The following is a 17,647-nucleotide window of genomic DNA, read 5'->3' on the forward strand; positions in this document are numbered from 1 at the left end:
TGTCCGAGCGAAACGGGGAGTGATTCCCCGCATCGCGCATCCGAGGCCGCGGAACCGCCCAGAGCCTCGATCACCAACTTGATCACCAGCTTGATCACCAGCTTGAGGAGAGCCGCCGTGGAGACCGCAACCGCCGCGCAGCGCCGCACGCCCCGCCCGCGGGCCGACGCCCTGCGCAACCGGGAGCGGATCGTCGCCGCCGCACGCGAGATGTTCGTCGAGTTCGGCCCCGATGTGCCGCTCGACGAGGTCGCGCGCCGCGCCGGCGTCGGCAACGCCACGGTCTACCGGCACTTCGCCGACCGTTCGGAACTGGTCCACCAGGTCGTCCTGCTCGTCACCGACCGCGTATCGGCGCACGCAGATGAGGCGATCGCGGCGGCCGACGCCGACCCGGGCGTCGCGTTCGAGGCCCTGCGCCGCTTCGTGCACGCATCGGCCGAGGAGCGGATCGGAGCCCTGTGCCCGATCCTCCAGGAGGCCTTCGACCCCGAACACCCGGATCTGGTCGACGCCCGTGAGCGGCTCGAGGCCGTCACCGACGGGCTCATGCAACGGGCGCGCGCGGCCGGGCAACTGCGCACCGACATCGCCGTCGGAGACCTGATGATCGCCCTCTCCCAGCTCACCAGGCCGCTGCCCGGTACGGCGTGCCCGAACATGGACCGCTTCGTCCACCGCCATCTGCAGTTGTTCCTCGACGGCCTGATGGCACCGGCCCGCTCCGAGCTGCCCGGTGAGGCGGCGACCTTGGAGGACCTGCGCCAGTCCTGAGTCCCGCCTGACCCGCCCGACCCGCTCGACTGCACTCGACTTCATTCGGCCCGATTCGTTCGACCCGACTTCTTCGCTCGACCGCTGCGTATGCGGCACGCGCTGTTCGCGCCGCACGCGTCGCTTTCCGTCACTTTTTCACCACTCGTACCGCTAGGTGGCTATTCCCATGTCAGAAACAGATCCCAGGCGCTGGAAAGCGCTGATATTCATCGCGCTCGCGCAGCTGATGGTCGTGCTCGACGCGACCATCGTGAACATCGCGCTGCCCTCCGCCCAGCAGGACCTGGGCATCTCGGACGGCAACCGCCAGTGGGTCATCACGGCCTATGCCCTGGCCTTCGGTGGCCTGCTGCTCTTCGGTGGCCGCATCGCCGACCTCTGGGGCCGCAAGCGCACCTTCGTGACCGGCCTGATCGGCTTCGCCGCGGCCTCCGCGCTCGGCGGCGCCGCGACCGGCGAGGCCATGATGCTGGGCGCCCGCGCCCTCCAGGGTGTGTTCGGCGCGCTGCTCGCGCCCGCCGCGCTCTCGCTGCTCGCCGTGATGTTCACCGATGCCAAGGAGCGCGCCAAGGCGTTCGGCATCTACGGTGCGATCGCCGGTGGTGGTGGCGCCGTGGGCCTGATCCTCGGTGGCTTCCTCACCGAGTACCTGAACTGGCGCTGGACGTTCTTCGTGAACATCCCCTTCGCCGTCATCGCGGCGCTCGGCGCGTACTTCGTCATCCGTGAGCCGGCCGGTGGCCGCAACCGCTCGCCGCTCGACATCCCGGGCGTGATCCTCTCCACCCTCGGTCTGGTCGCGCTGGTCTACGGCTTCACGCGCGCCGAGTCCGAGGGCTGGTCGGACTCCGTGACGATCGGCATGTTCGTCGCCTCCGCCGTCCTGCTCGCCGCGTTCGTCTTCACCGAGGCGAAGGTCAAGTCGCCGCTGCTTCCGCTGCGCGTCCTGATGGAGCGCAACCGCGGCGGCGTCTACCTGTCGCTCGGCCTCGCGATCATCGCGATGTTCGGCCTGTTCCTCTTCCTCACGTACTACCTGCAGATCGTCCAGGGCTACTCGCCGGTGAAGACCGGCTTCGCGTTCCTGCCGATGATCGTCGGCATGATCACGGGCTCCACGCAGATCGGCGCCCGCCTGATGACCCGCGTCCCGCCGCGGCTGCTCATGGGTCCCGGCTTCCTGGTCGCCGCCGGCGGCATGCTGTTCCTGACGCAGCTCGAGGTCGGCACCTCGTACGCCGGTGTGATCCTGCCCGGACAGCTGCTGCTCGGCCTCGGCATGGGTACGGCGTTCATGCCCGCCATGTCGCTCGCCACGCACGGTGTCGAGCCGCGTGACTCCGGTGTCGCCTCCGCGATGGTCAACACCTCGCAGCAGGTCGGCGGCGCCATCGGCACGGCTCTCCTGAACACCATCGCCGCCTCCGCCACGACCGCGTACATCACCTCGCACGCGGCGGGCGCGACGACTCCCGCGGCGCAGAAGCTCCTCCAGGCACAGGCCATGGTCGAGGGCTACACCAGCGCGATCTGGTGGGCCGTCGGCATCCTGGTGGGCGCGTCCGCGATCGCCTTCGCCCTCATCAACACCGGTGCCCAGGGCGGCGCTCCGGCAGCCTCGGGCGACGGCGAGGGTGTCGAGAAGTCCGACGAGATCCGGATCCCGGTGGTCGCGCACTGACCCCGGGCAACCGGCTCTCCATACGGGGGGCCTAGCGGAGCCAGGGCAGGTCCGCCCCCGCCTCCTTCGGCTGAAGTCCCTCGGCGACGATCATCATGATCTCGCCGAGGGACTTCTGCTGTTCCGGGCTGAGCCGGTCGAAGAGTGCCTGGCGCACGGCGGCGACATGGCCGGGCGCGGTCCGGCGCAGGACGTCGTACCCGTCGTCGGTGAGGATCGCGAACTGGCCGCGCTTGTCGGATGGGCAGTCCTCGCGGCGCACCCAGCCGTTCTTCTCCAGGCGCGCGATGGCGTGCGAGAGACGGGACCGGGTGATCTTGGTGTTCCTGGCCAGCTCCGTCATGCGCAGCCGCCGTCGCGCGGCCACGGACAGCTGGACCAGGAGGCCGTAGTAGATGTGCGGCATGCCGGCGTCGCGCTGCAACTGGCGGTCGAGGTGATCCTCCAGGAGCGTGGTGGCCTGGAGGTATGCGAGCCAGGTGCGCTGTTCCTCGCCGTCGAGCCAGCGCGGTTCCCCGTCGGGGGGAGAAGTGGGTGCCGTGTCCATGTACTCCACTGTACGCAGCCCTTGATTGAGAGTTAAAGTAAATTGTCATTGTGAGTTCACGCGTGGTCCCGGAGGCGCCGTCATGACCGATATCCAGGAGCGCATGCCCGCCCTGTACCTCAGCCACGGAGCCCCGCCGCTGGCCGACGACGCGCTCTGGCCCGACCAGCTCCGCGCCTGGTCGGCGCGGCTGCCGCGCCCCAAGGCCATCCTCATGGTCTCCGCCCACTGGGAAGAGGCCCCGCTCGCGCTCGGCGCGACCGTGACAACGCCGCTGGTGTACGACTTCTGGGGCTTCCCCGAGCACTACTACCAGGTCACGTACGCCGCCCCGGGCGCCCCTCAACTCGCCGATTCCGTACGCAAATTGCTGCGTGGGGCGGGCACGCCGGTGCAGGACGTCCCGGATCGCGGGCTCGACCACGGAGCGTATGTCCCGCTCGTCGAGATGTATCCGGACGCGGACGTCCCCGTGCTCCAGATCTCCCTGCCGACCCTCGACCCGCGGCGCCTGCTCGACATCGGCCGCAAGCTGGCCCCGCTGCGGGACGAGGGCGTGCTGATCGTCGGCAGTGGCTTCTTCACGCACAATCTGGCGGCGCTGCGCCAGGGCGGTACGCCGTCGTGGTCGGTGGAGTTCGACGCATGGGGGCACGAGGCGCTCGACGCGGGCGACGTGGACGGCCTCCTCGACTTCCGGCACAAGTCCCCGGCGGGCGAGCTCGCCCATCCGCGTACGGAGCACTTCGCGCCCCTGTTCGTGACGCTGGGGGCGGCGGATGCCTCGGGCGACCTCGGCGGGCAGCGGAGTGTGATCGACGGGTTCTGGATGGGGCTCGCCAAGAGGTCGGTGCAGTTCGGCTGAGCCGAGCCGAGCCGCGCCGAGCTGAGGCGAGCTGAGCCGAGTCGAGCCGAGCCGAGTCGAGCTGGGCGCTAGGCCAGTGGCTCGCTGATCTCGATCGCGCGCAGGGCGGACGTCAGGGCCCGCTCGTCGCCCACGTCCAGCGCCGTGTCGGTGAACTTGATGACGTGCTCGTCGCCGTGCGCCAGGGCCCGTTCGAAGACCTCATCGGGGGAGAAGGTGCCGGGTGCGGTGTACGCGACCGGGGCGTCCGGGGCGTACATCGACGTCACGGCGGCCGATGCCGTCCAGGCCGCGTGGAGGCTCGGCGCCCACAGGGTGCGGGGGAGCGCGGGCAGGGCGCGCAGGACGGCGTTGGGTGCGGTCGACGCGTGCACCAGCATCGTCTCCTCGCCGTGGCCGTGGGTGGCGTACCGGTGGGTGGCGGCGCGCACCAGCTCGGTGAGCCCGCGGTGCGCTTCATCCGGGTCGCTCACGCCGGCCGCCCACGCGGGGAGGCCCGCGACCCGGCCCAGCCTGGCGGGGAAGCTGCCCTCGGCCCGGTCCGGGATGGGCGCGACGGCGTCCAGGGCGTCGGCCGCGTTGCCCGCGCTCACCGGCAGGAACTCGACGCCGGTGACGGGGTGGTGGCGGGCGGCCCAGTAACCGAGGCCGTGGGCGAGTTCGGTGAGGCGGGGTCCGGTCGCGCCGCCCGGCCCGTCGCTCGCCAGGAGCGTGCGGACCGCGTGGCCCACCCGGATCACGGGGTGCGTGGAGCCGCCGTACAGGCCGGGCAGCAGGCGCGGCCACCACGCGGCGAGTACGTCCCGCCAGGGGCGTTCGCCGATCTCCCGGCCGAAGTACGCGATCCAGTCCGCCGCGCGGCGCGGATCGCCCAGCGCATCACGCCAGTTGTCGCCGGTGATTGACTCGACCGCACTCGGGTACGCGTCCAGCTTCGGCGTGTACAGGTCGAGCCAGCGGTGGACCGCCGCGGACCGCCCGCGCGCGGCGAGCGCCTCGACGGCCATCGGCGCGTGGTTGGTGAGCCGTCCGAGCCGCTCGGGGCCCGAGGCGTGCAGGCGCTGCAGGGCTTCGTCGAGGGTGCCGTCGCGGGTGCCGGTGGTGTCTGCTGTGGCGTCCATGGGCGCACGCTAGGCGGGGCGCGAGCGGGGGCGTACGGTCGTGCGGCCTAGGTCAGGGCCTAGGTCAGGGCTTAGGGCGGGCCGGGTCAGGACCTAAGACCCGGGTCAGGGCCGGGGGCCCAGGGGACGCTCGTACCAGGCGACGTCCCAGTAGCGGCCGAACTTCCGGCCCACTTCGCGGTACGTGCCCACGTGCCGGAAGCCGAAGCGTTCGTGGAGGCGGCCCGACGCGTCGTTCGGCTGGGCGATCCCGGCGTAGGCGCGGTGCAGGTCCTCGCCCTCCAGGGCCTCGAAGAGCGCCTTGTAGAGCAGGGTGCCGATGCCGCGTCCTGCGGAGTCCGGCGCGCAGTAGACGCTGACCTCCACCGAGGTGGCGTACGCGGGCTTGGCCCGGAAAGGAGAACTGGTGACGTACCCGAGGATCAGGCCGGAATTCCGCTCCTGGGCAACCAAGAGGCGGTGGGGGCCGTCTTCAGGGTGGGAGAGCAGCCAAGGGCGGCGCTCTTCCGGCAGGAAGACGGCCGTGTCGAATGTGATCGCCGTCTCACGTACGTAGTGGTTGTAGATAGCGGTCAGGGCCTTGAGATCGGCCTCCGTGCCCGCCCTGACCTGCACCTCTGTACGTTCCGACGGCATCTGGCCCCCTCTTGTGGCGGCACAGGGTACTGCAACGTCAGGAAAATAGATGCGCGGCTTGGGAATTCTGTCCGGATTCCAGTCGTTGTTTCCATCGGAAGCAGGGCACCCGGAAGGGTGTGGTTTCCACCACAGAGGCCCGTGAGAAGGGCCGACCAGGACCTCCACACGCAAGGGAGCACGCATGGCAACCCGTGCCGTCGCCCGTCGTAAGTCCGCCACCTCCGGCGAGACCGACGCGGCACGCAGTGTTCGCGCCGTAGGCGGGGAGATCGCCGACCGCGACCTGGTCGGCATGTACCTCGACGAGATCGCGCGAACGCCGCTGCTCGACGCCGCCAAGGAAGTCGAGCTGTCCCAGATCATCGAGGCCGGGGTGTACGCCCGGAAGATAATCGACGGCGAGGTCGAGGACTCCGTCACCGGTGCTTCCGCCTCCCGCGAGGAGCTCGAGGCGCTGGTCGCCGACGGCGAGCGGGCGAAGGACGTCTTCATCCGGTCGAACCTCCGGCTCGTCGTCGCGGTGGCCCGTCGCTATCCGCGCAGTGGCCTCCCGCTCCTGGACCTGATCCAGGAGGGGAACGCGGGCCTGGTCCGCGCGGTCGAGAAGTTCGACTACGCCAAGGGCTTCAAGTTCTCCACGTACGCCACGTGGTGGATCCGCCAGGCCATCACGCGCTCCATCGCCGACCAGTCCCGCACCATCCGGCTCCCCGTCCACCTGGTGGAGGAGCTGGGCCGGATCCGCCGGGTCATGCGTGAGTTCAACCGCAAGCACGGGCGCGACCCGGAGCCGGAGGAGGTCGCCGCGGAGCTCGACTCCACGCCGGCCCGCGTGACGGACGTCCTTGACTGGGCGCGCGACCCGGTCTCGCTGAACATGGGCGTGGACGACAGCGGGGACACGCAATTCGGTGACCTGCTGGAGGACACCTCGGCCGTCTCCCCCGAGCAGTCCGTCCTGACCCTGCTGCGCAGCGAGGAACTGGACGACCTGATCGGCCGCCTCGACCAGCGCACGGCCTCCATCATCAAGATGCGGTACGGCATCGAGGACGGCCGCGAGCGGACCCTGACGGAGGTCGGCAAGCAGCACGGGCTGACGCGCGAGCGGATTCGGCAGATCGAGAAGCACGCGTTGCTCGAACTGAAGAAGCTGGCCAGGGACACGGGCTTCGACGCGGCGGCCTAGGCCTGAGGCGGCCCGCAGAGCCATCACCCATAGCTCCCCCACCCATTGCTCCCCCATAGCTGAGCCCCGGTGCCATCCCCCCCCCGGCACCGGGGCTCATTTCTTTGCCTTGGGGCGGTGGGGGGCGGGCAGCCCTCGGGCTGGGGGCGGCAGCCCTCGGGTCACGCTCCCGATGCTCGGGTCAGGCGGGTGCCCAAGTCCCTTAGGGCAGCCCGCAATTCCGGGGGCTCGTGGGCCTCGAAATCGCAGCCCGTCAAGGCGATCCGTACCGCCAGCCATTCGATCGCGTCCGTCACCGTGGCCCGCACCCGGCACGTCGTGGCCGTCACGGGCTCCGGCGTGCCCAGGGGCGCCGGGAGCCTCGACGCCACCGTCTCCGCGGACGCCGCGAACGTCACGTCGATCTCGTACGAAGGCTGGCCCCGCCACATCGACCGGCGGATGAACTCCGCGGCGTCCCCTGTCGGAAGCTCTCGCGGGACGAAGCGGGCGCCGGTCGCGAAGGGGGACGACACCCGGTCCACCCGGAACGTGCGCCAGTCGTCGCGGTCGATGTCGTACGCGACCAGGTACCAGCGCCGCCCCGTCGACACCAGCCGGTGCGGCTCCGTCAGGCGGCGGGACTCCGTGCCGTCGCCGGAGCGGTACGCGAAGCGCAGGCGCTCCTGGCCCGCCGCCGCGGACGCCATGACCGTGAGCGTCTCCGGCGCGATGCTGGCGCCGTCCCCGCTGGTCAGAGGCGTCGTCGCGATCTGCAGGTTCTGCACCCGGTGGCGCAGGCGCGAAGGCAGGACCTGCTCCAGCTTCGCCAGGGCCCTGACCGACGCCTCCTCCACGCCCTCCACCGCGTGCCCCGCCCCCGCCCGCAGGCCCACCGCGATCGCCACCGCCTCCTCGTCGTCCAGGACGAGCGGCGGCATCGCCTTGCCCGCGACCAGGCGGTATCCGCCGGCCGCCCCCTGGCTCGCCTGCACCGGATAGCCGAGGTCCCGCAGCCGGTCGATGTCGCGCCGCACCGTACGGCGGCTGACGCCCAGCCGCTCCGAGAGCTCACCGCCCGGCCACTCGCGCGGGGTCTGGAGGAGCGAGAGGAGCTGAAGGAGCCGAGCCGGGGTGTCCGTACCGCCGGACCGTGGTGAGGACTCGGCCTTGGTTTCCGAGGTCGTTCCGGGAGTCGAAGTCATGTCTTTCAGGATGCCGCGCATCTAGGACATGCACTGGCCTATATGACTCCTAGTCTCCTCTCATGACTTCCAGCAGCCCCGCCACAGCACCGACCGGAACGGCCGCCACAGCCGACCGGCGTCGCTGGTTCGCCCTCGCCATCGTGATGACCGCGGCCTTCATGGACCTCGTCGACGTCACTATCGTCAACATCGCCATCCCGTCCATCCAGGAGGACGCAGGCGCCTCGTACAGCCAGATCCAGTGGATCACCGCGGGCTACGCGCTCGCCTTCGCGGCCGGACTCATCACCGGTGGGCGGCTCGGCGACATCCACGGGCGCAAGCGGATGTTCCTCATAGGGATCGGCGGCTTCACCGTCGCCTCCGCGCTCTGCGGATTCGCCGCCAACCCGGAGATGCTGGTCGCGTCCCGGATCCTGCAGGGCGGCATGGCCGCGATGATGGTGCCGCAGGTCCTCTCGATCGTGCACGCCACCTTCCCGGCGCACGAGCGGGGCAAGGTCTTCGGGCTCTTCGGGATGATCGTCGGGCTCGGCGCCGTCTCCGGGCCGCTGCTCGGCGCGCTGCTCACGCAGTGGAACCTCTTCGGGCTCGAATGGCGCCCCATCTTCCTCATCAACCTGCCCGTCGGGATCGCCGGACTGATCCTCGGCAGCAAGTTCATCAGTGAGTCCAAGGCACCGAAGGCCCTCAAGCTCGACCTCGTCGGCGTCGTCCTCGTCACGCTCGGCCTGCTGATGGTGCTCTACCCGCTCACCCGCGGGCGGGAGTTGGACTGGCCGCTGTGGGGTTACGCCATGATGGCGGGCGGTCTCGTCGTCTTCGGCGCGCTCATCGCGTACGAGAAGGTGAAGGCGGCGAAGGACGGTTCGCCGCTCGTGGAGCTGTCCCTGTTCAAGGTGAAGAGCTTCGCCGCGGGCATCGCGGTGCAGACCGTGTTCGGCGTCGTGATGGGCATCTTCTTCCTGGTCTGGACGATCTACATGCAGACGGGGCTCGGCTGGACCGCGCTGCGGGCAGGCACGACCGGGATCCCGTTCTCGATCGCCGTCTCGGTGGCGGCCGGCATGTCCGTGCAGAAGCTCGTCCCGCGGTTCGGGCGCAAGGTGCTGCAGGGCGGCGCGCTCCTCATGGCCGCCGGTGTGCTGCTCTACATCTGGGAGGCGGACCGGTACGGCGCGGGCATCGCGTCCTGGCAGATGGCTCTGCCGCTGCTCGTGATGGGGGCGGGCATGGGCTTCATCGTCGCGCCCCTGACGGACGCCATCCTGTCGGACGTGCCGCGTGAGCACTCGGGGTCCGCGTCAGGGCTGCTCAACACCGTGCAGCAGATGGGCACGGCGCTCGGACTCGGCCTGGTCTCCGTGGTGTTCTTCGGCGTGATCGACGAGAAGGCGGCGCGGAGCGAGATGCCGATGGAGATCGCGGGTGCGTTCCAGAACTCGCTGTGGTGGGTCGTGGGTGTGCTCGTCGCCATCTTCCTGCTGATGTTCGCCCTGCCGGGCAAGCCGCGTCAGCATGTCGAGGGCGGGGGCGTGACGGATGGGACGGACATGACGGACGGGACGGACGTGATGGGTGTGACGCCCGAGGGCCTCGGTGAACTTCCGGAGCGGGAGCACGCGTTGACCCCCTGAGCGGGTAGCGGAGTTGACCCCCTGAGCGGGTAGCGGCGGGGCGCGGCCCGGGTGGAGCCTAGAGCTCCGCCTGGGCCGCCGCCGTGTCCAGGGACTCGAGTACGGCACCGGGGTTGCCGTCCTTCGCCACGGCGGCCCCGATCTCCTTGCGGATGGCGGCCCGCACTGTCGGCCACGAGCGCAGGTTGACCGGCTGGAACTGCGCCTGCGGCATTTGGTCGATGAACTTCCACAGCGGGCGCTGGGCCGTGTCCGCGCGCAGTGCCGCGGAGGCGGAGCTGGTCACCGGGAGCGCGGCCTGGCCGCCGCCGTACGCCTTCGCCGACTTGCGGCCGTAGAGGTAGCCGAGGAACGTTCCGCACGCGTCGCCGTGGCCGTTCCGCTTGAACGCCATCAGCCAGTCGCTCAGGCCGACGGGCGCCGCCGCCCCGCCGCCGCGCGTCGGGAACGCGGCATGCGCGTAAGGGAACTTGACCTTGTCGGCGGCGCCCATGAGAACCGGGTGCGCGATCAGCATCCCGATGTTGCCGCGCAGGAACTGCTCGTACGCTGCCGTCCTGTTGAGCCCGGCCGGGTCCGCGCCCGCGAGCCCCTTCGCGACCAGCTCGTCCCGCAGCCAGGTCAGGGTCTGGACGTTGCCTGCGGTGTGGAAGTCGTAGCCGGCCAGGCCCGAGTAGCCGCCTTCGTCCGCGAGCAGCCAGGACAGGACCTCGTCCTCGGCGGCCTCAGGGCCCAACTGCAGCCCGTACGGAGTCTTCACGCCGATGCCCTTCAACGCCTGGGCCGTCTGGCGCAGCTTGTCCCAGGAGGTGGGGGCGCCGGTGAGGCCGGCCTGCTTGAAGAGGGCCTTGTTGTAGAAGAGGCGCGGGGTGCTGGCGAGGAAGGGGATGCCGTACTGGATGTGCTTGACGGAACCCGCCTCGGCGTACGAGCGGGTGAAGTCGGCCTCGGTGCGGATGTCGAAGAGGTCGGACGCGCCGTAGAGCTGATCGTCCTCGGCGTAGGGGGCGAAGACGTTGGACTGGGCGATGTCGGGGGCGTTGCCGTCCTTCACCCGGCGGGCGAGCGTCCGGTCGAGCTTGTCGAAGGGGACGCGGTCCAGGGTGATCTTGACGGTGGGGTGCGCCTTCTCGAAGGCGGCGATGAGGCCGTCCCACTGGTCGCCGATGGAGGAGCCGACGCTTTTGTCGTAGCTGGCGACGAGGACTTTGAGGGTGGTGGTGTCGCTGCCGCCGGCCGAGCAGGCGCTGAGGCCGACTCCGGAGAGGCCGAGGGTGGTGGCGCCGGTGAGGCGGGCGGAGTTGGTCAGGAACTGTCGACGACGCACGGGGCTTGCCACCTTCGTAAACGCACTGGATCTCACCACATGTGGAGCGGTGGCAGATTCTGTCACATGGGCATGATGTGACACGGGTGGGTGGGTGGCTGTGGGGCTGCTGGCCGCCTGGCCGTGAGCTGCTGGTCGGCCGGCCTGCTGGCCGTGGGGCTGCTGGCATAACCTGCCTCGCATGCCCGGAAGCCCGCTCAACTCGCCCGATTCGTACGGCTCGCTCGGTCCGCTCGGTCCGCTCGGCTCGCTCACGGAGCGCCGTAGGGCGGAGACACGCCTGGACATCGCCCGTACCGCGGCGGCGCTCTTCGTCGAGAACGGGCTGCGGGCCACTCGTGCCGAGGACATCGCCCGCGCGGCGGGCGTCGCGCCGCGTACCTTCTACCGCTACTTCGCGACGAAGGAGGATGCCGTGGCACCGCTGTTCGCGGCGGGCGCGCAGCAGTGGGCCGAGGCGGTGCGGGGTGCGCCGGCGGGGCTGTCGGTGCGGGACGCGCTGCGGCATGCGGCGGCGAGGGCGCTGGTCCCTGACAGCGACGCGGCGCCGGGGCTCGCGATCGGGGACGCGGAGGCGTTGGAGTGGGTGCGGGCGCTGCTTCGGATGGCGGGGGAGAGCGCGGCGCTCCGGGCGGTGTGGTCGGACGCCTGCCACGCCTCGGAGCAGACGCTGCTCGCGGTGTTGGCGGAGCGGGAGGGCGCGGGCGAGGCGCCATCGCTGCAGCTGCAGCTGCAGCTGCAGCTGCGGCTTACGGCGGGGGTGGCCAGCGCGGCGGTGCGGGTGGCGGTGGAGACGTGGGCCGCCGGCGATGAGCGGGCCGGGGGGCCGGGGGGTCCTGCGGCCCTGGCGGCGCGCTGCATCGAAACCCTGGAGGGCTTCCGCTGGCCGTAGGGCCCCCGCCCGGCTGTGGGTGCGGGGCCGTGCCGGTATGTCCGTCCTCGCTATCGTCCAATGGCCGTGGGGCTTCTTCGGTTCCGGAGTCGTCGGGAGCCGTGCTCCGGGCGGACATACCGGCACGCCCCCTCCCGAGCGCTGCCGACTGCGGATACGCGCGTGCTGCGGGCCCGCCCACTCTGGTCGTACGTGCTCCCCACCCTGCGTGCTGTACGCGCAGCCGATTCGCCCACCCCTGCTGTTGAACGCACCCCCAACCACCCCCGCCTGTCGACCCCCTGACACCCGCGGGGCAATCGGGTGGGTGGGAAAGGCTTGTTCGGGCAGGGGTGGACGCGGGGTTTCGGTGGGGGGTGATGCCGGGGAGTGGGGGTCCTTGGGCCCGGCAGGGCAAGGGAGGAAGTCCGTTTGTGTCCGGGTTGAGTCCGAGCCTGTTTACTTTGCGGCGGCGCAGCCGTACTCTGCGGGTGAAACCACAGGTTCGGGCATCAGTCGGAGGCAAACAGACATGTACGCACCGGAGCGCCAGCAGGAGATCCTGCGGCTCGCGCGCGACGGCGGGCGAGTCGACGTGCTGTCGCTCGCCGAGGAGTTCAAGGTCACCGCCGAGACCATCCGGCGCGACCTGAAGGCCCTCGACCGCGCAGGTCTCGTCCGGCGCGTACACGGCGGTGCCATACCGGCAGGACGCCTCGACTTCGAGCCCGACCTCGCGGAGCGGGAGGGCACATCCGCCGATGAGAAGGACCGCATCGCCCGCGCAGCCCTCGCCGAGCTCCCCGCGGAGGGGAGCGTCATCCTCGACGCCGGGTCGACCGTGGCCCGCCTCGCCGCCTCCCTCCCGCTGGAAGCGACCTTCACCGTCGTCACCCACGGCCTCCCCACCGCCGCCCGCCTCGCCGACCACCCCGGCATCCAGCTCCACCTCATCGGGGGCCGGGTCCGCAGCCGTACGCGCGCCGCCGTCGACGCGTGGGCGCTGCGGGCGTACGGGGAGATCCGCGCCGACGTCCTCTTCGTCGCCGCGAACGGCTTCTCCGCCGAAGGCGGGCTCACCACCCCCGACCTGGCCGAAGCGGCCGTCAAGCGCGCGGCGATCGGCGCGGCACGCCGCGTGGTGCTCCTCGCCGACTCCACCAAGCACGGCCAGGAGCACTTCGCCCGCTTCGGCGGCCTCGACGACGTGGACCTGCTGATCACCGACACCGGACTCACCCCCGAGGACGCCGCGGCCATCGAGAGCGGCGGCACGGAGGTGATCCGGGCGTGAGCGGCAGGGACATGAACACGGGCAGCAGCACTCAGGTCGGCAATGAAACGGTACGTACGCGCATGATCCTCACCGTCACCCCCAACCCCTCCCTCGACCGCACCTACGAGGTCCCCTCGCTGGACCGCGGCGAGGTCATCCGGGCCACCGGCGACCGGATGGACCCGGGCGGCAAGGGCGTCAACGTATCGAGGGCGGTCGCCGCGGCGGGCGCGGAGACGCTCGCCGTGCTGCCCCTCGGCGGCGCGCCCGGCGCGCTCGTCGCCCAGCTCCTCGACGAGCAGGGCATCAAGGTCGCCCCGGTCCCGGTCGCGGGCCAGACCCGCTCGAACATCGCCGTGGCCGAACCGGACGGCACCCTCACCAAGATCAATGCCGCCGGGCCCGAACTGACCTCAGTGGAAGCCGAGTTGCTGCTCTCTGTGGTGCGGGAGCGGTCCTCGGGTGCCGATTGGATCGCCTGCTGCGGGAGTCTTCCGCGCGGCCTCGCCCCCTCCTGGTACGCCGACCTCGTGGCCCGCGCGCACGCCGCAGGCGCCCGTATCGCCCTCGACACCTCAGGCCCTGCGCTCCTCGCCGCGCTCGCCGAGCGTCCCGACGTCGTCAAGCCGAACGCCGAGGAGCTCGCCGAAGCGGTGGGCCGCCCCCTGGCGACGGTCGGCGACGCGGTCAAGGCCGCCGAGGAGCTGCGGGAGTCGGGCGCACGGGCCGTCCTCGCCAGCCTCGGTGCCGACGGGCAGTTGCTCGTGGACGACTCGGGCGTCTACTTCGGCAGCGCACCGGTCGACGCCGTACGCAGCAACGTCGGCGCCGGCGACTCATCCCTGGCCGGTTTCCTCATCGCGGGCGGCACCGGCGCCGCCGCCCTCGCCTCGGCCGTGGCGCATGGCGCCGCAGCGGTCCAGCTCCCCGGCAGCGCGATGCCGACCCCGTCGGACCTCGCGCCCGACGCGGTCACCGTGACGTCGGAGGTCCCCCTGGACCGCGTACTGACGGAGCCCGTGTCATGACTCCTCACCTCTGCCCCACCCCCGTCCCCACCCCCGCCCTCCGGGCGATACGCGTGCGAAGGAGCCCGCGATGAGCGAGATGATCACCGCGGAACTGGTCGACCTCGAAATCGACCGGTCCGCCGGAACCAAGGAAGCGGCGGCCCGTGCCCTCGCCGAGCGCATGGTGGCCCTGGGCCGGGTGACCGATCTGGAGGGTTTCCTCGCCGATGTGGCGGCCCGCGAGGCGCAGATGCCGACCGGCCTCGACGGCGGCATCGGCATCCCGCATTGCCGCAGCGCCCACGTCACCGAACCGACCCTGGCCTTCGGCCGCTCGGCCGAGGGCATCGACTTCGGGGCGCCGGACGGGCCCGCCGACCTGATCTTCCTGATCGCCGCTCCTGCCGGGGCCGATGACGCCCACTTGACGATTCTGTCGTCGCTGGCACGGCAGTTGATGGACGAGGAGTTCACGGGTGCGCTGCGGGCCGCGACGGACGCGGAGTCGGTGGCCACCTTGATCAGTGGCGATAGTGGGCGGGCGGAGGGGGAAACCGTCGCGCGCAGCGCGGCGGAACAGCCCGCGGACCCGCAGCCGGAAGACGCCCCAGCCCCGGCGGAGCCGTTTCGCATAGTCGCCGTCACGTCCTGCCCAACAGGCATCGCCCACACCTACATGGCCGCCGAGTCCCTCGAAAACGCAGCCCACGCGGCAGGCGTGGACATCACGGTGGAGACCCAGGGGTCAGCGGGCTTCACCCGCCTCGACCCGGCGCTCATTGCCTCCGCGGACGCGGTCATCTTCGCGCACGACGTCCCCGTACGGGACAAGGACCGCTTCGCCGGGAAGCCCACGGTCGACGTGGGCGTGAAGGCAGGCATCAGCAAGCCCGCCGAACTCATCGCGGAGGTCCGGGCGAAGGCCGCCCGGGGCGAGACCACCGCGGACGTCGGGCCGAGCCCCGTCGACAACGCCGGGGACAGCGGCGACGGTTACGGCACCAAGCTGCGCAAGTGGCTGATGTCCGGCGTCAGTTACATGGTCCCCTTCGTCGCCGCGGGCGGCCTCCTCATCGCGCTCGGCTTCGCCATCGGGGGCTGGCAGATCGACAAGGCCCCCTCCGTCGCCGAGCACTTCGCGTGGACTGAGGCCACCAGCTGGGCCGCGCTCCTCTTCCAGATCGGCGGGCTCGCCTTCGCCTTCCTGGTGCCGGTCCTCGCGGGCTACATCGCGTACGGAATGGCCGACCGGCCAGGACTCGTCCCCGGATTCGTCGGCGGCTCCGTCGCCGTCACGATCAACGCGGGCTTCCTCGGCGGTCTCGCGGCGGGTCTGATCGCGGGTGCGGTCGTCATGGGCATCCAGCGCGTGAGGATCCCGACCGTCCTTCGCGGGATCATGCCCGTGGTCGTGATCCCGCTGATCTCGTCCGCGATCGTCGGCTTCCTGATGTTCTTGGTCATCGGGAAGCCCATCGCCTCGCTGCAGAGCGCGCTGACGGACTGGCTGGAGGGCCTGTCCGGCGCCAACGCCATCATCCTGGGCGTCATCCTCGGCCTGATGATGTGCTTCGACCTCGGCGGCCCGCTGAACAAGGTCGCGTACGCCTTCGCCGTCGGCGGCCTCGCCAACCCGACCGAGGGCAGCCTCAAGGTCATGGCCGCGGTGATGGCGGCCGGTATGGTCCCGCCGCTGGCGATGGCCCTGGCCACCACGGTCCGCGGCCGGCTCTTCACCAAGACGGAACGCGAGAACGGCAAGGCGGCCTGGTTCCTCGGTGCCTCCTTCATCACGGAGGGCGCGATCCCGTTCGCCGCGGCCGACCCGCTGCGGGTGATCCCCGCCTCGATGGCGGGCGGTGCGGTCACCGGCGCCCTGTCGATGGCCTTCGGCTGCACGCTGCGGGCACCGCACGGCGGCATCTTCGTCGTGCCGCTCATCGGGCAGCCCCTGCTGTACCTGGTGGCGATCGCCGCCGGTGTCGGCGTCTCGACGGTGTCGGTCATCCTGCTCAAGGGCGCCCGGAAGACGACCTCGCCGGAGAGCGGCGCCACGGCCGATGACGCCGTGACGGAGAAGCGGGTGCCGGCGGCTGTCTAACCCCCCGGTCGTTCGGGCAACGAGGTTGGGCCACGAGGTTCGGCCCCTATGAGGGGGGTTGTGCGACATGCGTCACTTCAGGACGTAAGTCCCACAACCCCCCTGTCGTTAGCCCCGGATCGTGTTGTCTACTGTGCGGCATGCTCCAGAATGTCTCGATCCTCCAGCAGGCAGGCGTGGCCGTACTGGCCGCTGCGACCGTCGTCTGGGCCGTGGGCCTGGTGCGGGTGATGCGGCGCGACCAGGTCGACGTGGAGGTCTGGCGCCGGTCCCAGGCGCTGCGCTCGCTGCCCGCGCAGGCGGGTCCACCGCGTACGGAGGCCGTCGAGCTGACGGCGGACGAGCGGGCCGCCTTCGCGGGTCTCGTACGGCAGTTCGGCGACGGCCGCTCCTGAAGCCGTCCGTCGCACCTGAGGCCGTACGCCGCCCCTGAGGTCGTTACGCCGCCCCTGCTGGCCCCGCTACTTCATGCGTTGCCGCGGAACACTCCTCGCGCGCTGCTCCATCGCCGCGCGGGCCGCTTCCTCGGAGACGTACACCTCGCACCTGTGCCGCTTGTCGGGCGTGACCGTGTGCTCGACCTCCCAGAGGCTGAGCTCGCTGCCGTCGAAGAGCAGGAACGCGTGCTCATAGAGCGAGAAGCACAGGCGCGCCTCGCCCACCAGGCAGGGGCGGCCGAAGGCCTGCGTGATCTGATGCGCGAACGCCGAGCGCAATAACCGCTCGATCTCCTCGGCGGGACGCCCCTCGCCCACCGAGTTCTCCGCGCGGCGCAGCAGCCGGCGCGCGTGATCCGCGGAGTCGTCCGGGACGTACGTATGACGGGGCTCGTCGTCGGCGACCGAGAGTTGGAGCACGACCGGCTGCTCGCAGACGGTGGCGGGGGTGTCGGGCGGGAGCGGCAGGCGCGAGGTGGCGACACCGGCCTCCTCCTCGTCCGCGTACAGCTCGTACTGGGCGGGGCCGACGGGGCCCGTGTTGTGTACGAGCTCCCAGAGGGTGAGCGTGCTCGCGTCGGCGAGCAGCCACGTGTGCCGGTACGTCTCGCGGTGCAGGCCCGCGCTGTGGTGGGCGGAGTGCAGCGAACTGTCGTACGCGAGCGCCGAGTCCAGGCGTCCTATCGTGTCGTCCGGCAGGTCGAAGGAGTTCAGGGCGCGGCGAAGAAGCCGCTCGAGATGCTCCTGCGGAGAGTGCGGGGACTTCCGCTCGGCCGACTGCGGCTCCGATTGTGGCTCGTACGCCGTCTCGTACTCGTACGGAACGCTCAAGGTTTCTCCCGGCGTTGCTGCATGTCACCTTGTGAGTGCATACCGTAGCCCCTGCGTCGGACATCATGTCCGGGAACGGGAAAACGTACGAGCCGCACGGCAAATTCCCGTGCGGCTCGCGGTGTTGGGCCTGGTGAGAGGGCCGGTGCTG

General features: G+C 70.9%; 16 protein-coding genes. 10 read left to right on the forward strand and 6 right to left on the reverse strand.

Going from position 1 to position 17,647, the window contains the following annotated elements; translation table 11 throughout:
• Positions 1–117 precede the first annotated feature (117 nt).
• On the forward strand, positions 118–774 hold the full coding sequence (locus AC5P1C_RS08665; protein ID WP_493865097.1) for a TetR/AcrR family transcriptional regulator: 657 nt from the start codon (positions 118–120) through the stop codon (positions 772–774).
• A 169-nt stretch (positions 775–943) separates the two neighbouring features.
• Positions 944–2,458, forward strand: coding sequence for an MFS transporter (locus AC5P1C_RS08670; protein ID WP_493865098.1), 1,515 nt, complete (start codon positions 944–946; stop codon positions 2,456–2,458).
• 31 nt (positions 2,459–2,489) lie between these two features.
• Here AC5P1C_RS08670 and AC5P1C_RS08675 read toward each other — a convergent pair whose 3' ends face one another.
• The gene (locus tag AC5P1C_RS08675) at positions 2,490–3,005 is read right to left on the reverse strand and encodes a MarR family winged helix-turn-helix transcriptional regulator (protein ID WP_493865099.1); all 516 of its coding nucleotides are present in this window, start codon (positions 3,003–3,005) and stop codon (positions 2,490–2,492) included.
• Between the two features lie 82 nt (positions 3,006–3,087).
• Between AC5P1C_RS08675 and AC5P1C_RS08680 the strand changes: the two genes are divergently transcribed.
• Positions 3,088–3,870 (forward strand): dioxygenase family protein, encoded by a 783-nt coding sequence (locus tag AC5P1C_RS08680; protein WP_493865100.1) that lies wholly within the window; start codon positions 3,088–3,090, stop codon positions 3,868–3,870.
• 68 nt (positions 3,871–3,938) lie between these two features.
• Here AC5P1C_RS08680 and AC5P1C_RS08685 read toward each other — a convergent pair whose 3' ends face one another.
• Entirely contained in the window at positions 3,939–4,991 is a 1,053-nt protein-coding gene (locus tag AC5P1C_RS08685) for a questin oxidase family protein (protein ID WP_493865101.1), read from the reverse strand.
• Positions 4,992–5,096: 105 nt separating this feature from the next.
• Complete coding sequence (locus tag AC5P1C_RS08690; RefSeq protein WP_493865102.1) at positions 5,097–5,627, reverse strand: GNAT family N-acetyltransferase; 531 nt, start codon at positions 5,625–5,627, stop codon at positions 5,097–5,099.
• Between the two features lie 184 nt (positions 5,628–5,811).
• Here AC5P1C_RS08690 and AC5P1C_RS08695 point away from each other — a divergent pair, with 184 nt between their 5' ends.
• Positions 5,812–6,819, forward strand: a complete 1,008-nt coding sequence (locus tag AC5P1C_RS08695) for a sigma-70 family RNA polymerase sigma factor (protein WP_493865103.1) — start codon at positions 5,812–5,814, stop codon at positions 6,817–6,819.
• A 161-nt stretch (positions 6,820–6,980) separates the two neighbouring features.
• Here the strand turns inward: AC5P1C_RS08695 and AC5P1C_RS08700 are convergent, their stop codons facing one another.
• Positions 6,981–8,003: a helix-turn-helix transcriptional regulator gene (locus tag AC5P1C_RS08700; protein ID WP_493865104.1), complete on the reverse strand. Its 1,023-nt coding sequence runs from the start codon at positions 8,001–8,003 to the stop codon at positions 6,981–6,983.
• A gap of 62 nt (positions 8,004–8,065) precedes the next feature.
• Between AC5P1C_RS08700 and AC5P1C_RS08705 the strand changes: the two genes are divergently transcribed.
• Positions 8,066–9,643 carry an MFS transporter gene (locus AC5P1C_RS08705; protein ID WP_493865105.1) on the forward strand — a complete coding sequence of 526 codons (1,578 nt, stop codon included), beginning with the start codon at positions 8,066–8,068 and terminating at the stop codon, positions 9,641–9,643.
• A 58-nt stretch (positions 9,644–9,701) separates the two neighbouring features.
• On the opposite strand, the gene AC5P1C_RS08710 is transcribed toward AC5P1C_RS08705, so the two are convergent.
• Positions 9,702–10,970, reverse strand: a complete 1,269-nt coding sequence (locus tag AC5P1C_RS08710) for an ABC transporter substrate-binding protein (protein WP_493865106.1) — start codon at positions 10,968–10,970, stop codon at positions 9,702–9,704.
• 181 nt (positions 10,971–11,151) lie between these two features.
• Between AC5P1C_RS08710 and AC5P1C_RS08715 the strand changes: the two genes are divergently transcribed.
• The 5 genes from AC5P1C_RS08715 (at position 11,152) to AC5P1C_RS08735 (ending at position 16,623) form a co-directional block, all read left to right on the forward strand.
• Complete coding sequence (locus AC5P1C_RS08715; protein ID WP_493865107.1) at positions 11,152–11,862, forward strand: TetR/AcrR family transcriptional regulator; 711 nt, start codon at positions 11,152–11,154, stop codon at positions 11,860–11,862.
• A 511-nt stretch (positions 11,863–12,373) separates the two neighbouring features.
• Positions 12,374–13,135, forward strand: a complete 762-nt coding sequence (locus AC5P1C_RS08720; RefSeq protein WP_493865108.1) for a DeoR/GlpR family DNA-binding transcription regulator — start codon at positions 12,374–12,376, stop codon at positions 13,133–13,135.
• A gap of 62 nt (positions 13,136–13,197) precedes the next feature.
• Positions 13,198–14,145: a 1-phosphofructokinase gene (pfkB, locus tag AC5P1C_RS08725; RefSeq protein ID WP_493865365.1), complete on the forward strand. Its 948-nt coding sequence runs from the start codon at positions 13,198–13,200 to the stop codon at positions 14,143–14,145.
• 70 nt (positions 14,146–14,215) lie between these two features.
• Entirely contained in the window at positions 14,216–16,228 is a 2,013-nt protein-coding gene (locus tag AC5P1C_RS08730; protein ID WP_493865109.1) for a PTS fructose transporter subunit IIABC, read from the forward strand.
• Between the two features lie 140 nt (positions 16,229–16,368).
• Positions 16,369–16,623 carry a hypothetical protein gene (locus AC5P1C_RS08735; RefSeq protein WP_493865110.1) on the forward strand — a complete coding sequence of 85 codons (255 nt, stop codon included), beginning with the start codon at positions 16,369–16,371 and terminating at the stop codon, positions 16,621–16,623.
• A 66-nt stretch (positions 16,624–16,689) separates the two neighbouring features.
• Here the strand turns inward: AC5P1C_RS08735 and AC5P1C_RS08740 are convergent, their stop codons facing one another.
• Positions 16,690–17,496: a DUF6227 family protein gene (locus tag AC5P1C_RS08740; protein WP_493865111.1), complete on the reverse strand. Its 807-nt coding sequence runs from the start codon at positions 17,494–17,496 to the stop codon at positions 16,690–16,692.
• Positions 17,497–17,647 lie beyond the last annotated feature (151 nt).

The sequence above is a fragment of the Streptomyces sp. A18 genome, from assembly GCF_059026065.1.